This window comes from Mesorhizobium sp. B2-8-9, assembly GCF_006439475.1.
GTDB lineage: Bacteria > Pseudomonadota > Alphaproteobacteria > Rhizobiales > Rhizobiaceae > Mesorhizobium.
This window is the reverse complement of record NZ_VFTQ01000006.1, coordinates 164,893-179,879: the sequence shown is the minus strand read 5'-3', so window position 1 is coordinate 179,879 and position 14,987 is coordinate 164,893. Positions and strand designations below refer to the sequence as shown.

Annotated in this window: 10 protein-coding genes; 4 read left to right on the top strand and 6 right to left on the bottom strand. The window is 62.7% G+C overall.

Going from position 1 to position 14,987, the window contains the following annotated elements:
- Positions 1-453 precede the first annotated feature (453 nt).
- The 3 genes from FJ423_RS10210 (at position 454) to FJ423_RS10200 (ending at position 7,391) form a co-directional block, all read left to right on the top strand.
- Positions 454-4,008, top strand: a complete 3,555-nt coding sequence (locus tag FJ423_RS10210) for a DUF5801 repeats-in-toxin domain-containing protein (protein ID WP_140841327.1) — start codon at positions 454-456, stop codon at positions 4,006-4,008.
- Positions 4,009-4,122: 114 nt separating this feature from the next.
- Positions 4,123-5,868: a type I secretion system permease/ATPase gene (locus tag FJ423_RS10205; RefSeq protein WP_246680134.1), complete on the top strand. Its 1,746-nt coding sequence runs from the start codon at positions 4,123-4,125 to the stop codon at positions 5,866-5,868.
- A 41-nt stretch (positions 5,869-5,909) separates the two neighbouring features.
- Positions 5,910-7,391, top strand: a complete 1,482-nt coding sequence (locus FJ423_RS10200; RefSeq protein WP_140841325.1) for an HlyD family type I secretion periplasmic adaptor subunit — start codon at positions 5,910-5,912, stop codon at positions 7,389-7,391.
- An 83-nt stretch (positions 7,392-7,474) separates the two neighbouring features.
- Here the strand turns inward: FJ423_RS10200 and FJ423_RS10195 are convergent, their stop codons facing one another.
- Entirely contained in the window at positions 7,475-7,777 is a 303-nt protein-coding gene (locus FJ423_RS10195; protein WP_095765383.1) for a DUF982 domain-containing protein, read from the bottom strand.
- A gap of 304 nt (positions 7,778-8,081) precedes the next feature.
- On the opposite strand from FJ423_RS10195, the gene FJ423_RS10190 reads away from it, so the two are divergent.
- Entirely contained in the window at positions 8,082-9,539 is a 1,458-nt protein-coding gene (locus tag FJ423_RS10190) for an NCS1 family nucleobase:cation symporter-1 (protein WP_140841323.1), read from the top strand.
- Positions 9,540-9,591: 52 nt separating this feature from the next.
- Here the strand turns inward: FJ423_RS10190 and FJ423_RS10185 are convergent, their stop codons facing one another.
- The 5 genes from FJ423_RS10185 to tpiA form a co-directional block, all read right to left on the bottom strand.
- Complete coding sequence (locus FJ423_RS10185) at positions 9,592-10,137, bottom strand: DUF1697 domain-containing protein (RefSeq protein ID WP_140841321.1); 546 nt, start codon at positions 10,135-10,137, stop codon at positions 9,592-9,594.
- Positions 10,138-10,152: 15 nt separating this feature from the next.
- A complete protein-coding gene (locus FJ423_RS10180; RefSeq protein ID WP_140542386.1) occupies positions 10,153-11,790 on the bottom strand; it encodes a CTP synthase in 1,638 nt (545 codons plus the stop codon).
- A gap of 148 nt (positions 11,791-11,938) precedes the next feature.
- The gene (locus FJ423_RS10175; RefSeq protein WP_140841319.1) at positions 11,939-13,066 is read right to left on the bottom strand and encodes a L,D-transpeptidase; all 1,128 of its coding nucleotides are present in this window, start codon (positions 13,064-13,066) and stop codon (positions 11,939-11,941) included.
- Positions 13,067-13,276: 210 nt separating this feature from the next.
- Positions 13,277-13,789 carry a preprotein translocase subunit SecG gene (gene secG / locus FJ423_RS10170; protein WP_140841317.1) on the bottom strand — a complete coding sequence of 171 codons (513 nt, stop codon included), beginning with the start codon at positions 13,787-13,789 and terminating at the stop codon, positions 13,277-13,279.
- A 300-nt stretch (positions 13,790-14,089) separates the two neighbouring features.
- A complete protein-coding gene (gene tpiA / locus FJ423_RS10165; protein ID WP_095765378.1) occupies positions 14,090-14,857 on the bottom strand; it encodes a triose-phosphate isomerase in 768 nt (255 codons plus the stop codon).
- Between the last annotated feature and the right edge of the window lie 130 nt (positions 14,858-14,987).

Sequence of the window (14,987 nt, the reverse complement as noted above, 5' to 3'; positions counted from 1 at the left end):
TTCGACGACAGGGACATAAGTCCCATTTCGAGAGGGACCATTTTCCCAAGTCACATAGTTATTAAAAAATCAATAGTCCAGTTTTAATTTTCCACAAATAAGAGTAAACATTAGCTGCTCATAATATGAGCAGTGGAGGCGTGCAGGCAGTCATGCCTGTTGGGGAGGGGCGGTTAGTATGCCCTCATCATTTATCTTCGGCGCCCGCCGTGGGCGGATTGCCGATGCGCACAGGACGCATCCCCCCAGCAATGTCTGACGGGGCAAGGAGCGGAGGATCAGCGGCGGCTCCTCCGAACCCCTCTACCCCTCCCGAGAGTCAATTCACCACTCCAGTTTTCTTTAACGATGGCGCGTAGCGCTGGCCTGGCCAGCGGATGTGCGTCCGTGCGGCCGGTTGCCAGCGTTGGGGCTGAAATCGCGCTGCCGCATTGAAACCAGGGAGAATTTCCAATGGCACTCGATATCACAGCTCAAGACATCATCATCGACGAGACCACCGGCCCGCAGGATGACGACATCAACCCGGCCCTTCCGCCGCACAGCACCAACGACACGCTTACCTATCTCTTGGGCCTCGACGGTCCGGGAGGGCTGGCCTCACCCGAGGTCGCCTTCCAGAGCGACTTCGTGATCGCCACGGCAAATGCGGGCGAAACCATCACCTCGGTTATTCTCACGCAGAATGCCTCCGGAACTCCGTTTTCAACCACCGTCGGCGTGAACAGCGGCATCCGGACGGTCGATGGCAATTATGTCTGGCTGTTCCAAGATCAAACTCACCCAAACGTTGTGATCGGCGTCATTGGGACCTCAAACGCGGCCACCATGCCCGCCCCGACCGGCCCACTCGCCTTCTCGTTTGGGCTGGCCAGCACCAGCGCCACCAATGCAGACCTGTACCTGGTTCAGTATGTGCCGTTGTTCCATCCGGATGCAACTAACCCGAACGACCAGATCGATCTGCTCAACAAGGTGTTCGCATCGGTCACGGGAACGACCGTGCTCAATTTCAGCCAGCTCGGCGACGCCCCTCCCGGACACAACAATTGGTACATCCTCGACGCCGACGTCGCGAGCTCACAGAAGATCCTTGTCACCGCTCACGACAATGGGGTGCAGGCTGAAGTCAACGTCAGCACGCAAGGCCTGGGCGTCTCATCCCAGGATGTACGCTTCGGCCGTGAGCTTCAGATCGATCTGATAAATGGCGGCACCCAGAGCGCTGGCAAGAACTTTACCGACACGCCGCTCGCGCCCAACTACACCGACCACATCGAGAACGTCTCCGGCGCAGGTTTCTCGATCTCGCAGTCCACACCCACCAACACCGTGGCCGATATTGAGGTCCACGCCTACAACAATAACGACAACGCGAAAGGCTCCGTGTTGCCGGGTGACGACAACGATACCGAGATCAATATCACCGGAGTGACGTTCAAGCTGAACGGCGTCGCGACGACGGCCGCCGCCCTGGGCATAACAGTTGATCTCAGCGGCACCGGAATGGTCCTGCACAACGTCCGCGAGGGCGTGACCGTCGATTTCACGACCGCGGGCGGCTCGGGCGGAACGTTCGACCGATTCACCATCAAGAATATCGACATGGAGAAGGACTATTTCGACGTCAAGGAAGTGCACTTTGCTGGGAACGTGGCCAACGCCTACAACGAACAAGTCGGCTCTTTCATCAACTTCAACGACGATGGACCAAGCATTTCGACGACCGGCACCGAGCCGACGCTGACCGTTGACGAGACGATTCTTGGCACCAACGACACGAAGAGCTTTGCCGCCAACTTCAGCCCTCTCTACGGGGCAGACGGGGCGGGCACGGTGACCTACGCGCTTAGCTTTACGGCAGGTTCGACCGGACTTGTCGACACCGCGACTGGGCAGCCTGTCGTTCTCTCGCTGAGTGGCGGCGCCATCCAAGGTCGCACAGCCACGAGCAACGACCTCGTGTTCACGGTCTCTGTCGACGCCTCGGGCAACGTCACCCTCGATCAGATCCGCGCGGTGGTCCATCCCACCAGCGACCCGGACGAGAGCAAGACTCTGGCAGCCGACAATTTGATCCAACTCACCGCGACCGTCACCGACAAGGACGGTGACCACGCACCGGCCACCCTCGACATCGGCCAGAACCTCAACTTCAAGGACGACGGGCCGAGCATCACGGCAGACGGCACCAAGCCGACGCTGACTGTCGATGACACGGTCCTTACGACCAACGACACCAAGAGCTTTGCAGCGAACTTCAGCTCGGCCTTCGGGGCAGACGGAGCCGGCACGGTGACCTATGCGCTCGGCTTTACAGCGGGCTCGACCGGACTTACCGACACCTTAACCGGTCAGGCGGTCGTCCTCTCGCTCAATGGTGCCATCATCGAAGGTCGCACCGCCACAAGCAACGACCTTGTGTTCACAGTCTCCGTTAGCGGTACCGGTAGCGTCACCCTGGATCAGCTCCGGGCAGTGGTCCATCCGACCAGCGACCCGGACGAGAGCAAGACGCTGGACGCGGACAACCTGATTCAACTCACCGCGACCATCATCGACAAGGACGGCGATCAACAGGCGGCCACACTCAACATCGGCCAGAACCTCGTCTTCAAGGACGACGGGCCGACGATCACGGTGCCGTTCGACGGGGACCCCGTTACCCCAGGTATCCAGCACGAGACGCTGGCCAACACGCTCAACGCGTCGGCCACCGGGGCCTTCGGCTACGATGTTGGGGCGGATGCCCACCCAGCCGCGTTCTACGACACCACGCACTCGGACTTTGTCGACCAGGACGTCGTGGCTACCGGCATCCAGCTCAGCCTTGGTGGCAACCTCACAGGTCTTGTCCCCAACACGCAGACGCCGTTCATTAGCTCGTCCGCGACGCTCCAGTCGGAAGACGCCACCCAGGCAACGTTCAACTGGCAAATCTCGTACGACAGCGACCCGAATACGGCTGGCGACCAAACGGCCACGGCGGGCGGTACCCTAGTCTTCAACAAGGATGCTGACACCTACACCATCACCTTGAACGACGCGGTGGAGGGCTTCACCAAAGACATCCTGCACACCAATGAGCTTCTATCCAAGGAGCCCACGAGCAATGTCGGCCACCCGAACATTGTGGTGGAGAAGCTCTTCGAGGCGGACAGCACTCCCGAAACGACCGACCGGGACTTCTTCGTGCAGTTCACGGCGAACTCGGTCACCAACACCATCAAGTTCGGTCTTAACTCTACCGGTGACAGCGACAACGCGACACCCCCCGACACCGCGTGGAACCCTGGCGATCTGGTCACCAACAACCACGAGGACTGGGTGTCTGCTACCCAGAGCACGAACGGGGTCGCTGGCGACACCATCCAGAAAGGCGAATTGCTGACGCTGCGGTTCTTCGACACCAGCCCTGGCATCGGCACCGAGAGCATCACCCCGAGCCAGACGGCCGCCGACATGGCCATCAAGTTCGACGGGATCGGCACCAGTGAGGACCTGATGGTCATCCTTCAACTCGTCAGCAGCACGGACAGCAGCGTGCATACCACCAAGGCGATCTACATCGAGAACGCCGACATCTACAAAATGGGGCAGGTGCCTACCGCATACGCAGCCGACTTCCCACTCGATAACAACGACGGCCTCATCATCATCGAGAGGAACGACTACAATGGTGTCGGCGAGAACTGGGTGATCCAGGGTGCACAGATCATGCAGTCCGGTAACGGGATCATCGGTCCCGATAACCCGAACCTGGCCGGCTTTCAGGAGACGCCGACGGCGATCGACCTGAACCGGGCGACGGGCTCAGCAGGCGGTAGCTCTCAGACCGCACTGGTGAACTGGGACGCGACCGACAACGACGTGCTGAAGATCGTGGACCTCGGCTTCACCTCGACGCAGACCACGACACCGGACGCGCACCTCGACTTCGGCGTCCAGATAGCGGACGCGGACGGCGATACGACAGCGGTGCAGCACATTCTGGTCGACATCGCCTGACGCCTGACCTTACGGGGGCAGCCGATGCTGCCCCCGTAACGACACCGGCCCAGGCGCCAATTCAACGCCGGGGCCGGGCACTGACAAACGGCATCGAAGCGGGGGGTATCCGTGATGCAGCCAAGGCCGCAATTCCGGGAAGTGATGCATCTGGCCCGCCATCAGGTGCCCGCCCTCCTTCTCTTCAGCCTGCTTACCAATCTCCTCCTGCTCGCCAGCACCGTCTACATGCTGCAGATCTACGACAGGGTGCTGTCGAGCGGGTCGATCGACACGCTGCTATGGCTTACCCTTGCCGTCATCGGCGCCATCGCCGTCTATGGCCTGCTGGAACACGCCCGCCGGATGATGCTCGGGCATATCAGCCAGTGGCTGGACGACCAGCTCAGCGTTCCGGTGATCGAACGCGCCATGGAGGCGCGCCTGGCCGGCAGCAACCTCGAAACCGGCCTGAAGGACGTGGGCGATCTGCGCGGCTTCATTGCCGGCGATGGCATACTGACTTTCCTCGACGCGCCCTGGACGCCGGTCTTCCTGGCGTTCATGTGGTTTCTGCATCCGGCATTGGGTGTAGTCGGCCTTGCCGGCGCCGTGCTTCTGTTCTGCGCCGCGCTCGCCAACGATTTCCTCACCCGCCGCAAAGGCCAGGATGCGGCAGCGGGGCTTCGCCGCAGCCAGGCCGCCGTCGGTCAATTCATCGATGGCGCCGAGACATTGCGCTCGCTCGGCATGTCCGGGCCGGCGCTGCGGCGGTGGGAGCAAAACCAGCAATCGCTGATCGACATCCAGACCCGGATTTTACAGCGCACCACCATCATCGGCAGCCTGTCGCGTTCGCTGCGTCTCGCCCTTCAGGTGGCCGTGCTGGGGCTCGGCGCCTATCTCGTCCTGCGTCGCGAGCTGACACCCGGCTCGATGATCGCGGCTTCCATCCTGCTCAGCCGCGCGCTGGCGCCGATAGAGCGCTCGATAGGCGCCTGGCGCAGTCTGGTCAGCGCGCGGACCGCGCGCCGCAACCTGATGAAGCTTTTCGCCGAGACCAGATCGATGCAAACAGCCGGCGTCAGCCTGCCCCGCCCGCAAGGCCGGCTGAAGCTCGAAAACCTGCATTATTGTGCGCCAGGGACGTCGCAGGCGCTGCTGAACGCGATAGGCTTCGGCGTCGAACCCGGCCAGACCTGCGGCGTGATTGGCCCGTCCGGCTCGGGCAAGACCACGCTCTGCCGTCTCATTGTCGGCACGCTGCGGCCCTCGCTCGGCCACGTCCGGCTGGATGGCGCGGAGGTCTGGAACTGGCCTGCGGAGGAACTCGGTCAGCATATCGGCTATCTGCCGCAGCAGGTCGAGCTGTTCCCTGGAACGATCGCCGAGAACATCGCCCGCCTGCGTGACGTCGACAGCGAAGCGGTCATAGCCGCGGCTCAACTCGCCGGCATCCACGAGATGATCCTGCGACTGCCGAGCGGCTATCGCACCGAAGTCGGACCGCATGGGGCCCGGATATCGCGCGGCCAGCGCCAGCGCATCGCGCTGGCCCGGGCGCTATTCGGTGACCCGCCGCTGATTGTCCTCGACGAGCCGAACACCGGCCTCGACGGCGAAGGCGAAGTGGCGCTGTTCAACGTGCTCCAGCAGCTCAAGGAGCGGGGCCGCACGGTAGTCATCATCAGCCATCAGACCAATCTTCTGCGCACTGCCGATCATATCGCCCTCATCCGCGACGGATCCCTTTCGATGTTCGGCACGCGCGACGAGGTGCTCGGCGCGCTGGCAGGCCAGCCCAGGCACATCCCGGTGCCGGCGGCCATACGGGACAAGATCGCCGCCAATGCGCCAGCAAACCGGAAGGCAGGGGAGTGAGCCATGGGCGGTGATCGATTTGGCGACTTCTGGACAGGCTGATGGATAGCTTGGGCGCGTTGGCGGACAGACTGTCCATTTCCGCAGGCGATCTGGTCGCCGCGGCATCGATTTCGTTCAGCGGCCTGAACCAGCCGACGCGCGTCACGATGATTGCGGCCGCCGGCGTGCTCGTCCTGCTGCTGGTTTCAGGCTTGGTCCGGCGGCGGTCACCTGCCCTCCGCGCCAGCGGCCGCGACCTGAACCAACGGACGCGGCCAGCGCGCATGCTGGGCTATGTGTCGGTGATCGTCTTCGTGGGCGGCACCGCCGCGTGGTCAAGCGTCGCCCTTCTGGCAAGCGCCGTCGTCGCCAACGGCGTTGTCAGCCCCGAGGGCTATCGCAAGACCGTCCAGCATCTGGAGGGCGGCATCATCGGCGCGATCCACGTAAAGGACGGCGACAAGGTGAGCGCCGGCCAGGTGCTGATCAGCCTGAAGACGACCGACGCCCAAGGTCGCTATGACGAGTTGCAAGGCCACTATATCCGACTGCTGGCGACCGAAGCGCGCCTGGTCGCGGAGCTTGCCGGGCAGGACCGGATCACCTTGCCCAAGGAGCTGACATCGATCGACAGCGAGACGGCGCGAAAGGTGGTCGCCGAGGAACAGACGCTGCTCGACAGCCGCCTGGCGACCCGTGCGGGGCGCACGCAAATCCTCAACAAGCGCATCGCGCAAATCCAGGAGCAAAGTACAGGATCGAGGGAGGTGATTGCCGCCGAGGCCGAGCAGCTCAGGCTGATCGACCAGGAGATCGCCTCAGCGCAGGAAATGTACAAACAGGGACTGGAGCGGCTGCCGCGGATACTGGCGCTGCAGCGGTCCCAGGCCGAGATCCGCGCCAATCAGGCGTCGAACCGCGCGCAAGTGGCACATAACGACCAGCAGATCGGCGAGACCGAGTTCCAGCTCCTCAACCTGCGCCAACAGGACAGCGAGAGCGCCAATGAGGATCTCGCAAAAGTGCGAGGGGACCTGGCTGAACTGCGCAGCCAATTACCTTCGCGCCAGGATGTGCTGGCCAGGACCGACATTGTCGCACCAATCGCCGGAACGGTGATGAACCTGCGCATAACGACCGAATCGGGCGTGATCGCAAGCGGCCAGGCGCTGCTTGATATCGTTCCCAACGAGCCCAATCTGGTCATCGATTCACGCATCAAACCGGCGGATATCGACGTGGTACATCCTGACATGCCGGCTCGCGTGGTGTTGTCGGCCTATCCGAGCCGGCATCTGCCGCAAATCCATGGCCTGCTCACATCGGTGTCGGCCGACCGGCTGACGGACGAAAAGACCGGCGAGCCTTATTTCCTCGCCAAGGTCAAAGTCGACACCGCCGATCTCGCAGAGCTGCATGACGTGCACTTGTCGCCCGGCATGCCGGCGGAGGTCATGATCCTGACGGGAGAGCACACTTTGCTCGACTATATGCTGGCCCCGGTGCAGGCTTCGCTCACACGCTCTTTCAAGGAAAACTGAGCCGACGACAGCACAGCGACGTCGACCATAAGCCGACGCCTCATCGTCGCATCTGTCAGCGCAGCCGCGGGGGCGTGACGGCGCTAGCGCCTCAAGGCGTGGACATTGTCCATCGACGCGCCACCCAGCGGCAGCGCCATGTCATCGTCGAGCAGCCGGGTGATGCGGGCAAAGCCGACAAAGGCTTTTCGCGCTTCCTCTGCCGACATCTTGCCCGACAGTGCCGCCGCGCAGCAATTCAGGGCGCACTGATAAACCGGTCCGCGCCGTCCCGTTGGCCATTTCCGCAGGAACACCATCGCCTCGGAGACGCTATCGACTTCCTCCACAGGGTATCCCTGCCCACGCGCAATTCGCACTGGGGTAAAGAAATGCAAGCGATCCATAATTATCCTCCCGGTCGACCGCAGCGCAGTCGAACCGCAATAAACGCACGTCCCGCGAATCGGTTCCAAACAAATTTGGTTGCCGATGGAAAAAGTTCGAAACGCGGGCCCGCGCCTGACATGCGCGAAAATCAATTGGCGACTCAGCCAATGCAGGCCTGGAGCCGTCGGATAACGGCGATTCTCATTGAATATCTTTAAGGCGAAAGCCGGCAAATGGGTTGCTTGCCGGTTACCCTGCGTCAGGCTTAACCTCCGCAGTCACCGCGTGAGGGCGCGTTTTGCAAAAAGGGGAACACTTGCAATGACCATTCAAGGCGCATCGCCTGACCTCTACAATGAGGATCTGGCTCCCGCAACGGTCAGGAACTGGGGACCGTTTTCGATCTTCAACGTCTGGACCTCCGACGTCCATAGCCTCTGGGGCTACTACCTGGCGGCAAGCCTGTTTCTGTTCTGCGGCGGCTTCGTCAACTTCATCATCGCCATCGGCATCGGCTCGCTGATCATCTATGCGCTGATGAATATGGTCGGCTATGCCGGCGTGAAGACCGGCGTGCCCTACCCCGTGCTTGCCCGCGCCTCCTTCGGCATCTGGGGCGCCAACGTCCCGGCGCTGGTGAGGGCGATCGTCGCCTGCTTCTGGTACGGCGCCCAGACGGCCGCGGCGTCGGGCGCGATCGTGGCGCTGCTGACGCGCCTGCAATGGTTCGACGAGTTCAACAAGAGCTCGCACCTTCTGGGACACTCGACCCTGGAGGTGATCTGCTTCGTCATCATCTGGGCGCTGCAGTTGCTGATCATCCAGAAGGGCATGGAAACCGTCCGTCGCTTCCAGGATTGGGCCGGCCCGGCCGTGTGGATCATGATGCTGATCCTGGCCATCTATCTTTGCGTGAAGTCCGGCACTTTCGCCTTCACCAGCGACATCCCGATGGATGTGCTGCTGGACAAGACCAAGGACGCCGGCGTTCCGGGCGAGCCGGGATCCTGGACCGCGCTGTTCGCGGTGGCGGCGATCTGGGTGACCTATTTCTCGGCTCTCTACCTCAACTTCTGCGATTTCGCCCGTTATGCGCCGGACAATGCGGCCCTGCGCAAGGGCAACATCTGGGGCCTGCCGGTCAACCTCATCCTGTTCTCGCTGGTCGCCGGCGTCACCACGATCGCCGCCTATGACGTCTACCATGAGGTGCTGCTGCATCCCGACCAGATCTCGGCCAAGTTCGACAGCTGGTTCCTGGCCGCTCTCGCCGCGCTGACCTTCGCGGTGGCGACGCTGGGCATCAACGTCGTGGCGAATTTCGTCTCGCCGGCTTTCGATTTCTCCAACGTATTCCCGCGCCAGATCGACTTCAAGAAGGGCGGCTACATCGCGGCGCTGATCGCCCTGGTGCTCTATCCCTTCGCGCCATGGGAAGGCAGTGCGGCTTCCTTCGTCAACGTCATCGGCGCGACGATGGGACCGATCTTCGGCGTGATGATGGTCGACTACTACCTGATCCGCAAAAGCGACGTCGACGTCGAAGCACTCTATCGCGAAGACGGCGAGTTCCGTTTCCAGAGCGGGTGGCATGTCAACGCCTTCATCGCTGCCGGCATCGGCGCCATCTTCTCCTCGATCCTGCCTAACTTCACCAACTGGCTGCCGTCCTGGTGGGGCGTCTATGGCTGGTTCTTCGGCGTGGCGATCGCCGGCGTCGTCTACTACGTGCTGCGCACCATGGCGCTTGGTGCAGGCGCGAGGGTGGCGAAGGCCTGAAACAAGGCAGTAGGCAGTAGGGCTTAGGCAATAGAGAATGCCACCCTACTGCCTACTGCCTACTGCCTACTGCCTCTGCCAGACGGCGCACCGTGTTCCAGTTGCGCGATGTGCCGATGCCGAGGCGTTTGTGATTGGCGGCGGCAAGCAGCCGCGAGCTCGGCCGCTCACGCGAGAAGACAAGCCAGATATCGCCGTCTACCAGGAATACTTTTTCATCGGCGGCGGCATAGGCCTGGAGTGCCTCTACGGTGTCCGCCGGCAGCGGCTCGCGCATCACGCGCACCGCAACCTGATCGGCCGCGTCCGCTGATTCGCCCGGAAACGGATTGGCGGCGGCAAGCTTCAGCCAATCCTCGGCACCGCGCACGATGATGTCGACATGCCGGCCGAAGCTTTTCTCGAACGCCCTTTCCAGCCGGTCCTCGAGCTTTGAAAGCTCGACTGTGCGCGCCTCGAACACCAGATTGCCCGTCGCCACCAGCGTGCGGACGTTTTTCAGCCCGAGGCTTTCCGCCATGGCCTTCAGGTCGGACATGACCACCCGCCGCCCCTCGCCCAGGATGATGCTGTAGAGTAAAGCAACGTAGGTCTGCACGGCCTGTTCGTCGGTTCAGACGAGCCGCGACTGATCCACCGCCGCCGAGATAAAGCTCGCGAACAGGGGATGCGGGTCGAGCGGCCGGCTCTTCAGCTCGGGGTGATACTGCACGCCGATGAACCATGGGTGGTCAGGATATTCGACCGTCTCCGGCAGCACGCCGTCGGGCGACATGCCGGCAAACACCAGGCCGCAATCCTCGAGCCGCTGCTTGTAGTCGATGTTGACTTCGTAGCGATGTCGGTGGCGCTCGGAAATCTGCGTGTCGCCGTAGATATCCGCTATCTTCGAGCCCTTGGCGAGCTCGGCCTGATAGGCGCCAAGCCGCATCGTGCCGCCGAGATCGCCTGCGGCCCTGCGCTTCTCAAGCATATTGCCCTTCAGCCACTCGGTCATCAGACCGACGACGGGCTCGTCGGTGGGGCCGAACTCGGTCGACGACGCATGGTCCACACCCGCCAGCGAGCGGGCCGCCTCGATGCAGGCCATCTGCATGCCGAAGCAGATGCCGAAGTAAGGCACCTTGCGCTCGCGGGCGAACTTTGCCGCCAGGATCTTGCCTTCCGAACCGCGCTCGCCGAAGCCGCCGGGAACGAGTATGCCATGCACCTTCTCCAGCCACGGCGCCGGGTCTTCCTTCTCGAAGATCTCGCTTTCGATCCAGTCGAGCTTGACCTTGACGCGATTGGCGAGGCCGCCATGCGACAGCGCCTCAATCAGCGATTTATAGGCATCCTTGAGGCCGGTGTATTTGCCGACGATGGCGATCGTCACCTCGCCTTCCGGATTGTGGATGTGGTTGGAAAGCTTCTGCCACGGCTCCATGCGGGGCTTCGGCGCCGGGTCGATACCGAAGGCCGCCAGCACTTCCGAATCGAGGCCCTCCTGGTGATAGGCCAAAGGCACGTCATAGATGTGCGGCACGTCCAGCGCCTGGATGACGGCGCTTTCGCGCACGTTGCAGAACAGCGAAAGTTTCCGGCGCTCCTCCTTCGGGATCGGCCGGTCGGCGCGCACCAAAAGGATGTCGGGCGCGATGCCGATGCCGCGCAGTTCCTTGACCGAATGCTGCGTCGGCTTGGTCTTCAGTTCGCCGGCCGTCGGGATGTAGGGCATCAGGGTCAGATGCACATAGACGGCGTTGTTGCGCGGCAGGTCGTTGCCGAGCTGTCGGATCGCTTCCAGGAACGGCATCGCCTCGATGTCGCCGACCGTGCCGCCGATTTCGCACAGCACGAAATCGTAGTCGTCATTGCCGTCCAGCACGAAATGCTTGATCTCGTCGGTGACGTGCGGGATCACCTGCACGGTCGCGCCGAGATAGTCGCCGCGCCGCTCGCGCTCGATGATGTTCTTATAGATGCGGCCGGTGGTGATGTTGTCCTGCTGGTTCGCCGAGCGCCCGGTGAATCGCTCGTAGTGGCCGAGATCGAGGTCGGTCTCGGCGCCGTCATCGGTCACGAACACTTCGCCGTGCTGATACGGCGACATCGTCCCGGGATCGACATTGAGATAAGGATCGAGCTTTTTGATCCGCGCGCGATAGCCTCGCGCTTGCAGAAGAGCCCCAAGAGCTGCTGCGGCGATGCCTTTTCCGAGTGAGGAAACCACGCCGCCTGTGATGAATACATATCGCGCCATGGGAGTCATCGCTTAACGCGGCCTGATTGATTCCGCCAGAGAAAAAACCGCCGCGAAGGCTTTTTCCCAAAATGGCACCTAGGCCCGCACGGGCTTGGATTCAGTCAAAACAAAAGGGCCGGCGATGCCGGCCCTTTCGGCAGTTTGACGGAAAGCCTTAGATAATCACAACCTTCGTGCCGATCTTGACGCGGCTGTAGAGGTCCATGACGTGCTCGTTGATCATGCGGAAGCAGCCATTGGAGGCGCTGGTTCCGATCGACTGCGGCGCGATTGTGCCGTGGATGCGCAGATGCGTGTCCTTCTTGCCGTCATAGAGGTAGATGGCGCGCGCGCCGAGCGGGTTCTCGCCGCCGCCGGGCATGCCGTCCTTGTACTGGCCGTAATGCTTCGGCTCGCGCTTCTGCATGTCGAGCGTCGGTATCCAGCGCGGCCATTCCTGCTTGTCGCCGACGGCTACCGTGCCCTTGAACTGCAGGCCTTCGCGGCCGACCGCGATGGCATAGCGGCGTGCCGTGGAAAACGATTCGACGAGGTAGAGGCGGCGCGCGCTGGTGTCGATGACGATGGTGCCCGGCTCATAACCGGTGAACGTGACGTCCTGCGGCACGAATTCCGGCTTCACCTTGAACGGCCGCTTGGCGGCCTTCTTGGCCAGCGCCGAATCAAGCGCACGGGTCTCGGGCAGGTAACTGATCGAGCTCACCGACGAGCCGCCGAAGAGGCCGGCAAACAGCCCGCCGCTGCTCGTCTGCTTCTGGCCGGGCTGCTCACTGCGCAACTCGCCATTGTTGCCGGTAGCGGTGATGTTCATGACCTCAGCCGGGATAGGCTCCTCGGCTTTGACCGGCATGATCTGCGCCACCGGGTCCAGCGGCGCGATGATCTTGGTGGTCTTCTTGGCCGGCTTGGCGTCGGCGACCTCAGCCGGCGCGGCAGTGCCCTTCTTGGCGAGCCATTCCTGGCGCGCCGCGTCAGCCTTGGCCTTGGCGGCCTCGCGCATCGCCATCTTGCGAGCCTCGAGCGCCTTATCTTTTGCCGCCTGCTTGTCGGCAGCGATCTTGGCCTCGAGCTTGCCGATCTGCGCGATATCGTCCGAGGTCGGATTTTTCTTCTTCTTGAGAAGCCTCAGCTGCGATGCGTCGCTCTTGGCGGCGGCAACGGGAATGGCGTCGGTTCTCTCTACCGACGGGGAGGAGACCATGTTTGCCGGTCCGGCAAGGGCCGCGGAACCCATGCCGAGGACGGCACAGACTCCCAAAATGATGAAGCTGCGAAGCTGCATGGCGAAGATCCGATCGTTCAATGCGTGTTGCCCACGGCGTCGCCCGGCGTCCCCCAAGGACGCCAAAAGTGCCGCGCGCAATCTATAATCGATTAGCTGTCATCGCCTCAAGCTGAGGCAGGCGCCACGCCCGGTTGAATCTTCGTGATCGGGCCCGCATTTGCCGCGACTGTGTTCAAAGAACAACAGATCGCGGCAGTGCTTGTCCGGCTACTGGTTCGGAACCTGAGGGGTGACCGGCAAGGTGACGCCGTTGGTCGCCGGCGCGGTGCTCGGATTCGCGGGCGCCGGAGCAGGCCTTGTGGCCGGAGCCGGCGCTGTGGCGCCGTTGGCAAGCGGCGTGGTGCTCGTCGCACCGCCAGCCGGAGCCGCGGGAGCAGAGCCGCCGGCCGGGGCTGCTGGCTGCGAGCTGCCCACCGGTCCGTTCGATCCCGGCAGTTGGTTGAGCACGCCGTTGCCCTGGCTGGACGTTGCCGGGCGGTCGAGGATGTCGATCGGCTTTTCGCCATAGCGGGCAAGGATCGACAGCGCCAGCGACGTCACGAAGAAAGCTGCCGCCAGGATCGCGGTGGCGCGCGTCAACGCGTTGGCGGCGCCACGAGCGGTCATGAAACCGGAACCGCCGCCGATGCCCAGGCCGCCGCCTTCGGAGCGCTGCAGCAGCACCACGCCGACGAGGGCGAGCACGACCATGAGGTGAACGACGATCAGTACGGTTTCCATAATTTATCCTGGCGAGGCCTTGCGCGAGCGCGCATACGACCGATGATTTGGAGGCGGCTCCTTACAATGCTTTGGCGGCATTTCCAAGCCCGTGGCCGGGAATATGGGAACCAATGCGGCCATTACAACGATTTAGCCGCGTGAGCCTGGGAGACGGCTAGGGTGTGTTGAGATTCAGGTCAGGCCGAGCCGAGAACGGTGGTTTCCGAGAACCGGAGCGGAGCGTACTAAAGTACGTGAGCACCGGAAGCGCAGGAAACCATCGTTCGCAGGCCGGCATCACCTGAAAATCAACGCAGGCTAAGCCATGTTCATATAAGCTTCCGCTATGGCCAGGAAGTCGGCCGCCTTCAAGCTGGCGCCGCCGACCAGCGCGCCGTCGACATTGTCGACGCCGAGCAGTTCCACCGCGTTGGAAGGCTTGACCGAGCCGCCGTAAAGAATGCGCGTCCTGGCCGCGGCATCGCCGAGCAGCGCGGTCAGCTTACCCCGGATATGCGCATGCGCCTCGGCGACATCGGCGGCGGTCGGCGTCAGGCCGGTGCCGATCGCCCAGACCGGCTCGTAGGCGATGATAGTATTGGCGGCGGTGGCGCTCGCCGGCACGGAACCGTCAAGCTGGCGCGACAGGACATCAAGCGTGGCGCCCGCCTCCCGCTCGGCGCGCGTCTCGCCGATGCAGATGATGGCCACCAGCCCTGCCCGCCAGGCCGCCGACGCCTTGGCATGAACTATTGCATCGTCGTCGCCGAACAGCTCGCGGCGCTCGGAATGACCGACGATGACGTGGCTTGCGCCGGCATCCTTGAGCATCTCGGCCGAAATCTCGCCCGTGAAGGCGCCGCTCTCCTTGGGATGGCAATCCTCTCCACCGGCACGCACCGGCGTGCGCGACAGGATCTCGGCGGCGCGCTGCAGCAAGGTCGCCGGCACGCACACGACCGCTTCGGTCTCCGCGTCGAGCCCGCTCATGAACCCGTTGCCTATCGACCGCAGCTCGTTGAGCGAGGCGCTGGTGCCGTTCATTTTCCAGTTGCCGGCGACAAGTGGGCGGATTCCGGGGGTCATGGGGCGCGTTCTCCGAGCGACATTAAGCAGCGCCCTCACTACCAAAATCAGGTCACAAAGCAATCGACAGTGGACCGGAAGGGCGCTATTGCGCTTGTTTCAGACTCGGCGCACGCGAAAATGCGCAAAA

Excerpts from the sequence above, each read along its gene's own strand:
- FJ423_RS10195 (WP_095765383.1), bottom strand. The coding sequence starts at position 7,777 with ATGGATCGCTTGCATTTCTTTACCCCAGTGCGAATTGCGCGTGGGCAG.
- FJ423_RS10200 (WP_140841325.1), top strand. The coding sequence starts at position 5,910 with ATGGATAGCTTGGGCGCGTTGGCGGACAGACTGTCCATTTCCGCAGGC.
- FJ423_RS10180 (WP_140542386.1), bottom strand. The coding sequence starts at position 11,790 with ATGACTCCCATGGCGCGATATGTATTCATCACAGGCGGCGTGGTTTCC.
- tpiA (WP_095765378.1), bottom strand. The coding sequence starts at position 14,857 with ATGACCCCCGGAATCCGCCCACTTGTCGCCGGCAACTGGAAAATGAAC.
- FJ423_RS10175 (WP_140841319.1), bottom strand. The coding sequence starts at position 13,066 with ATGCAGCTTCGCAGCTTCATCATTTTGGGAGTCTGTGCCGTCCTCGGC.
- FJ423_RS10190 (WP_140841323.1), top strand. The coding sequence starts at position 8,082 with ATGACCATTCAAGGCGCATCGCCTGACCTCTACAATGAGGATCTGGCT.
- FJ423_RS10210 (WP_140841327.1), top strand. The coding sequence starts at position 454 with ATGGCACTCGATATCACAGCTCAAGACATCATCATCGACGAGACCACC.
- secG (WP_140841317.1), bottom strand. The coding sequence starts at position 13,789 with ATGGAAACCGTACTGATCGTCGTTCACCTCATGGTCGTGCTCGCCCTC.
- FJ423_RS10205 (WP_246680134.1), top strand. The coding sequence starts at position 4,123 with ATGCAGCCAAGGCCGCAATTCCGGGAAGTGATGCATCTGGCCCGCCAT.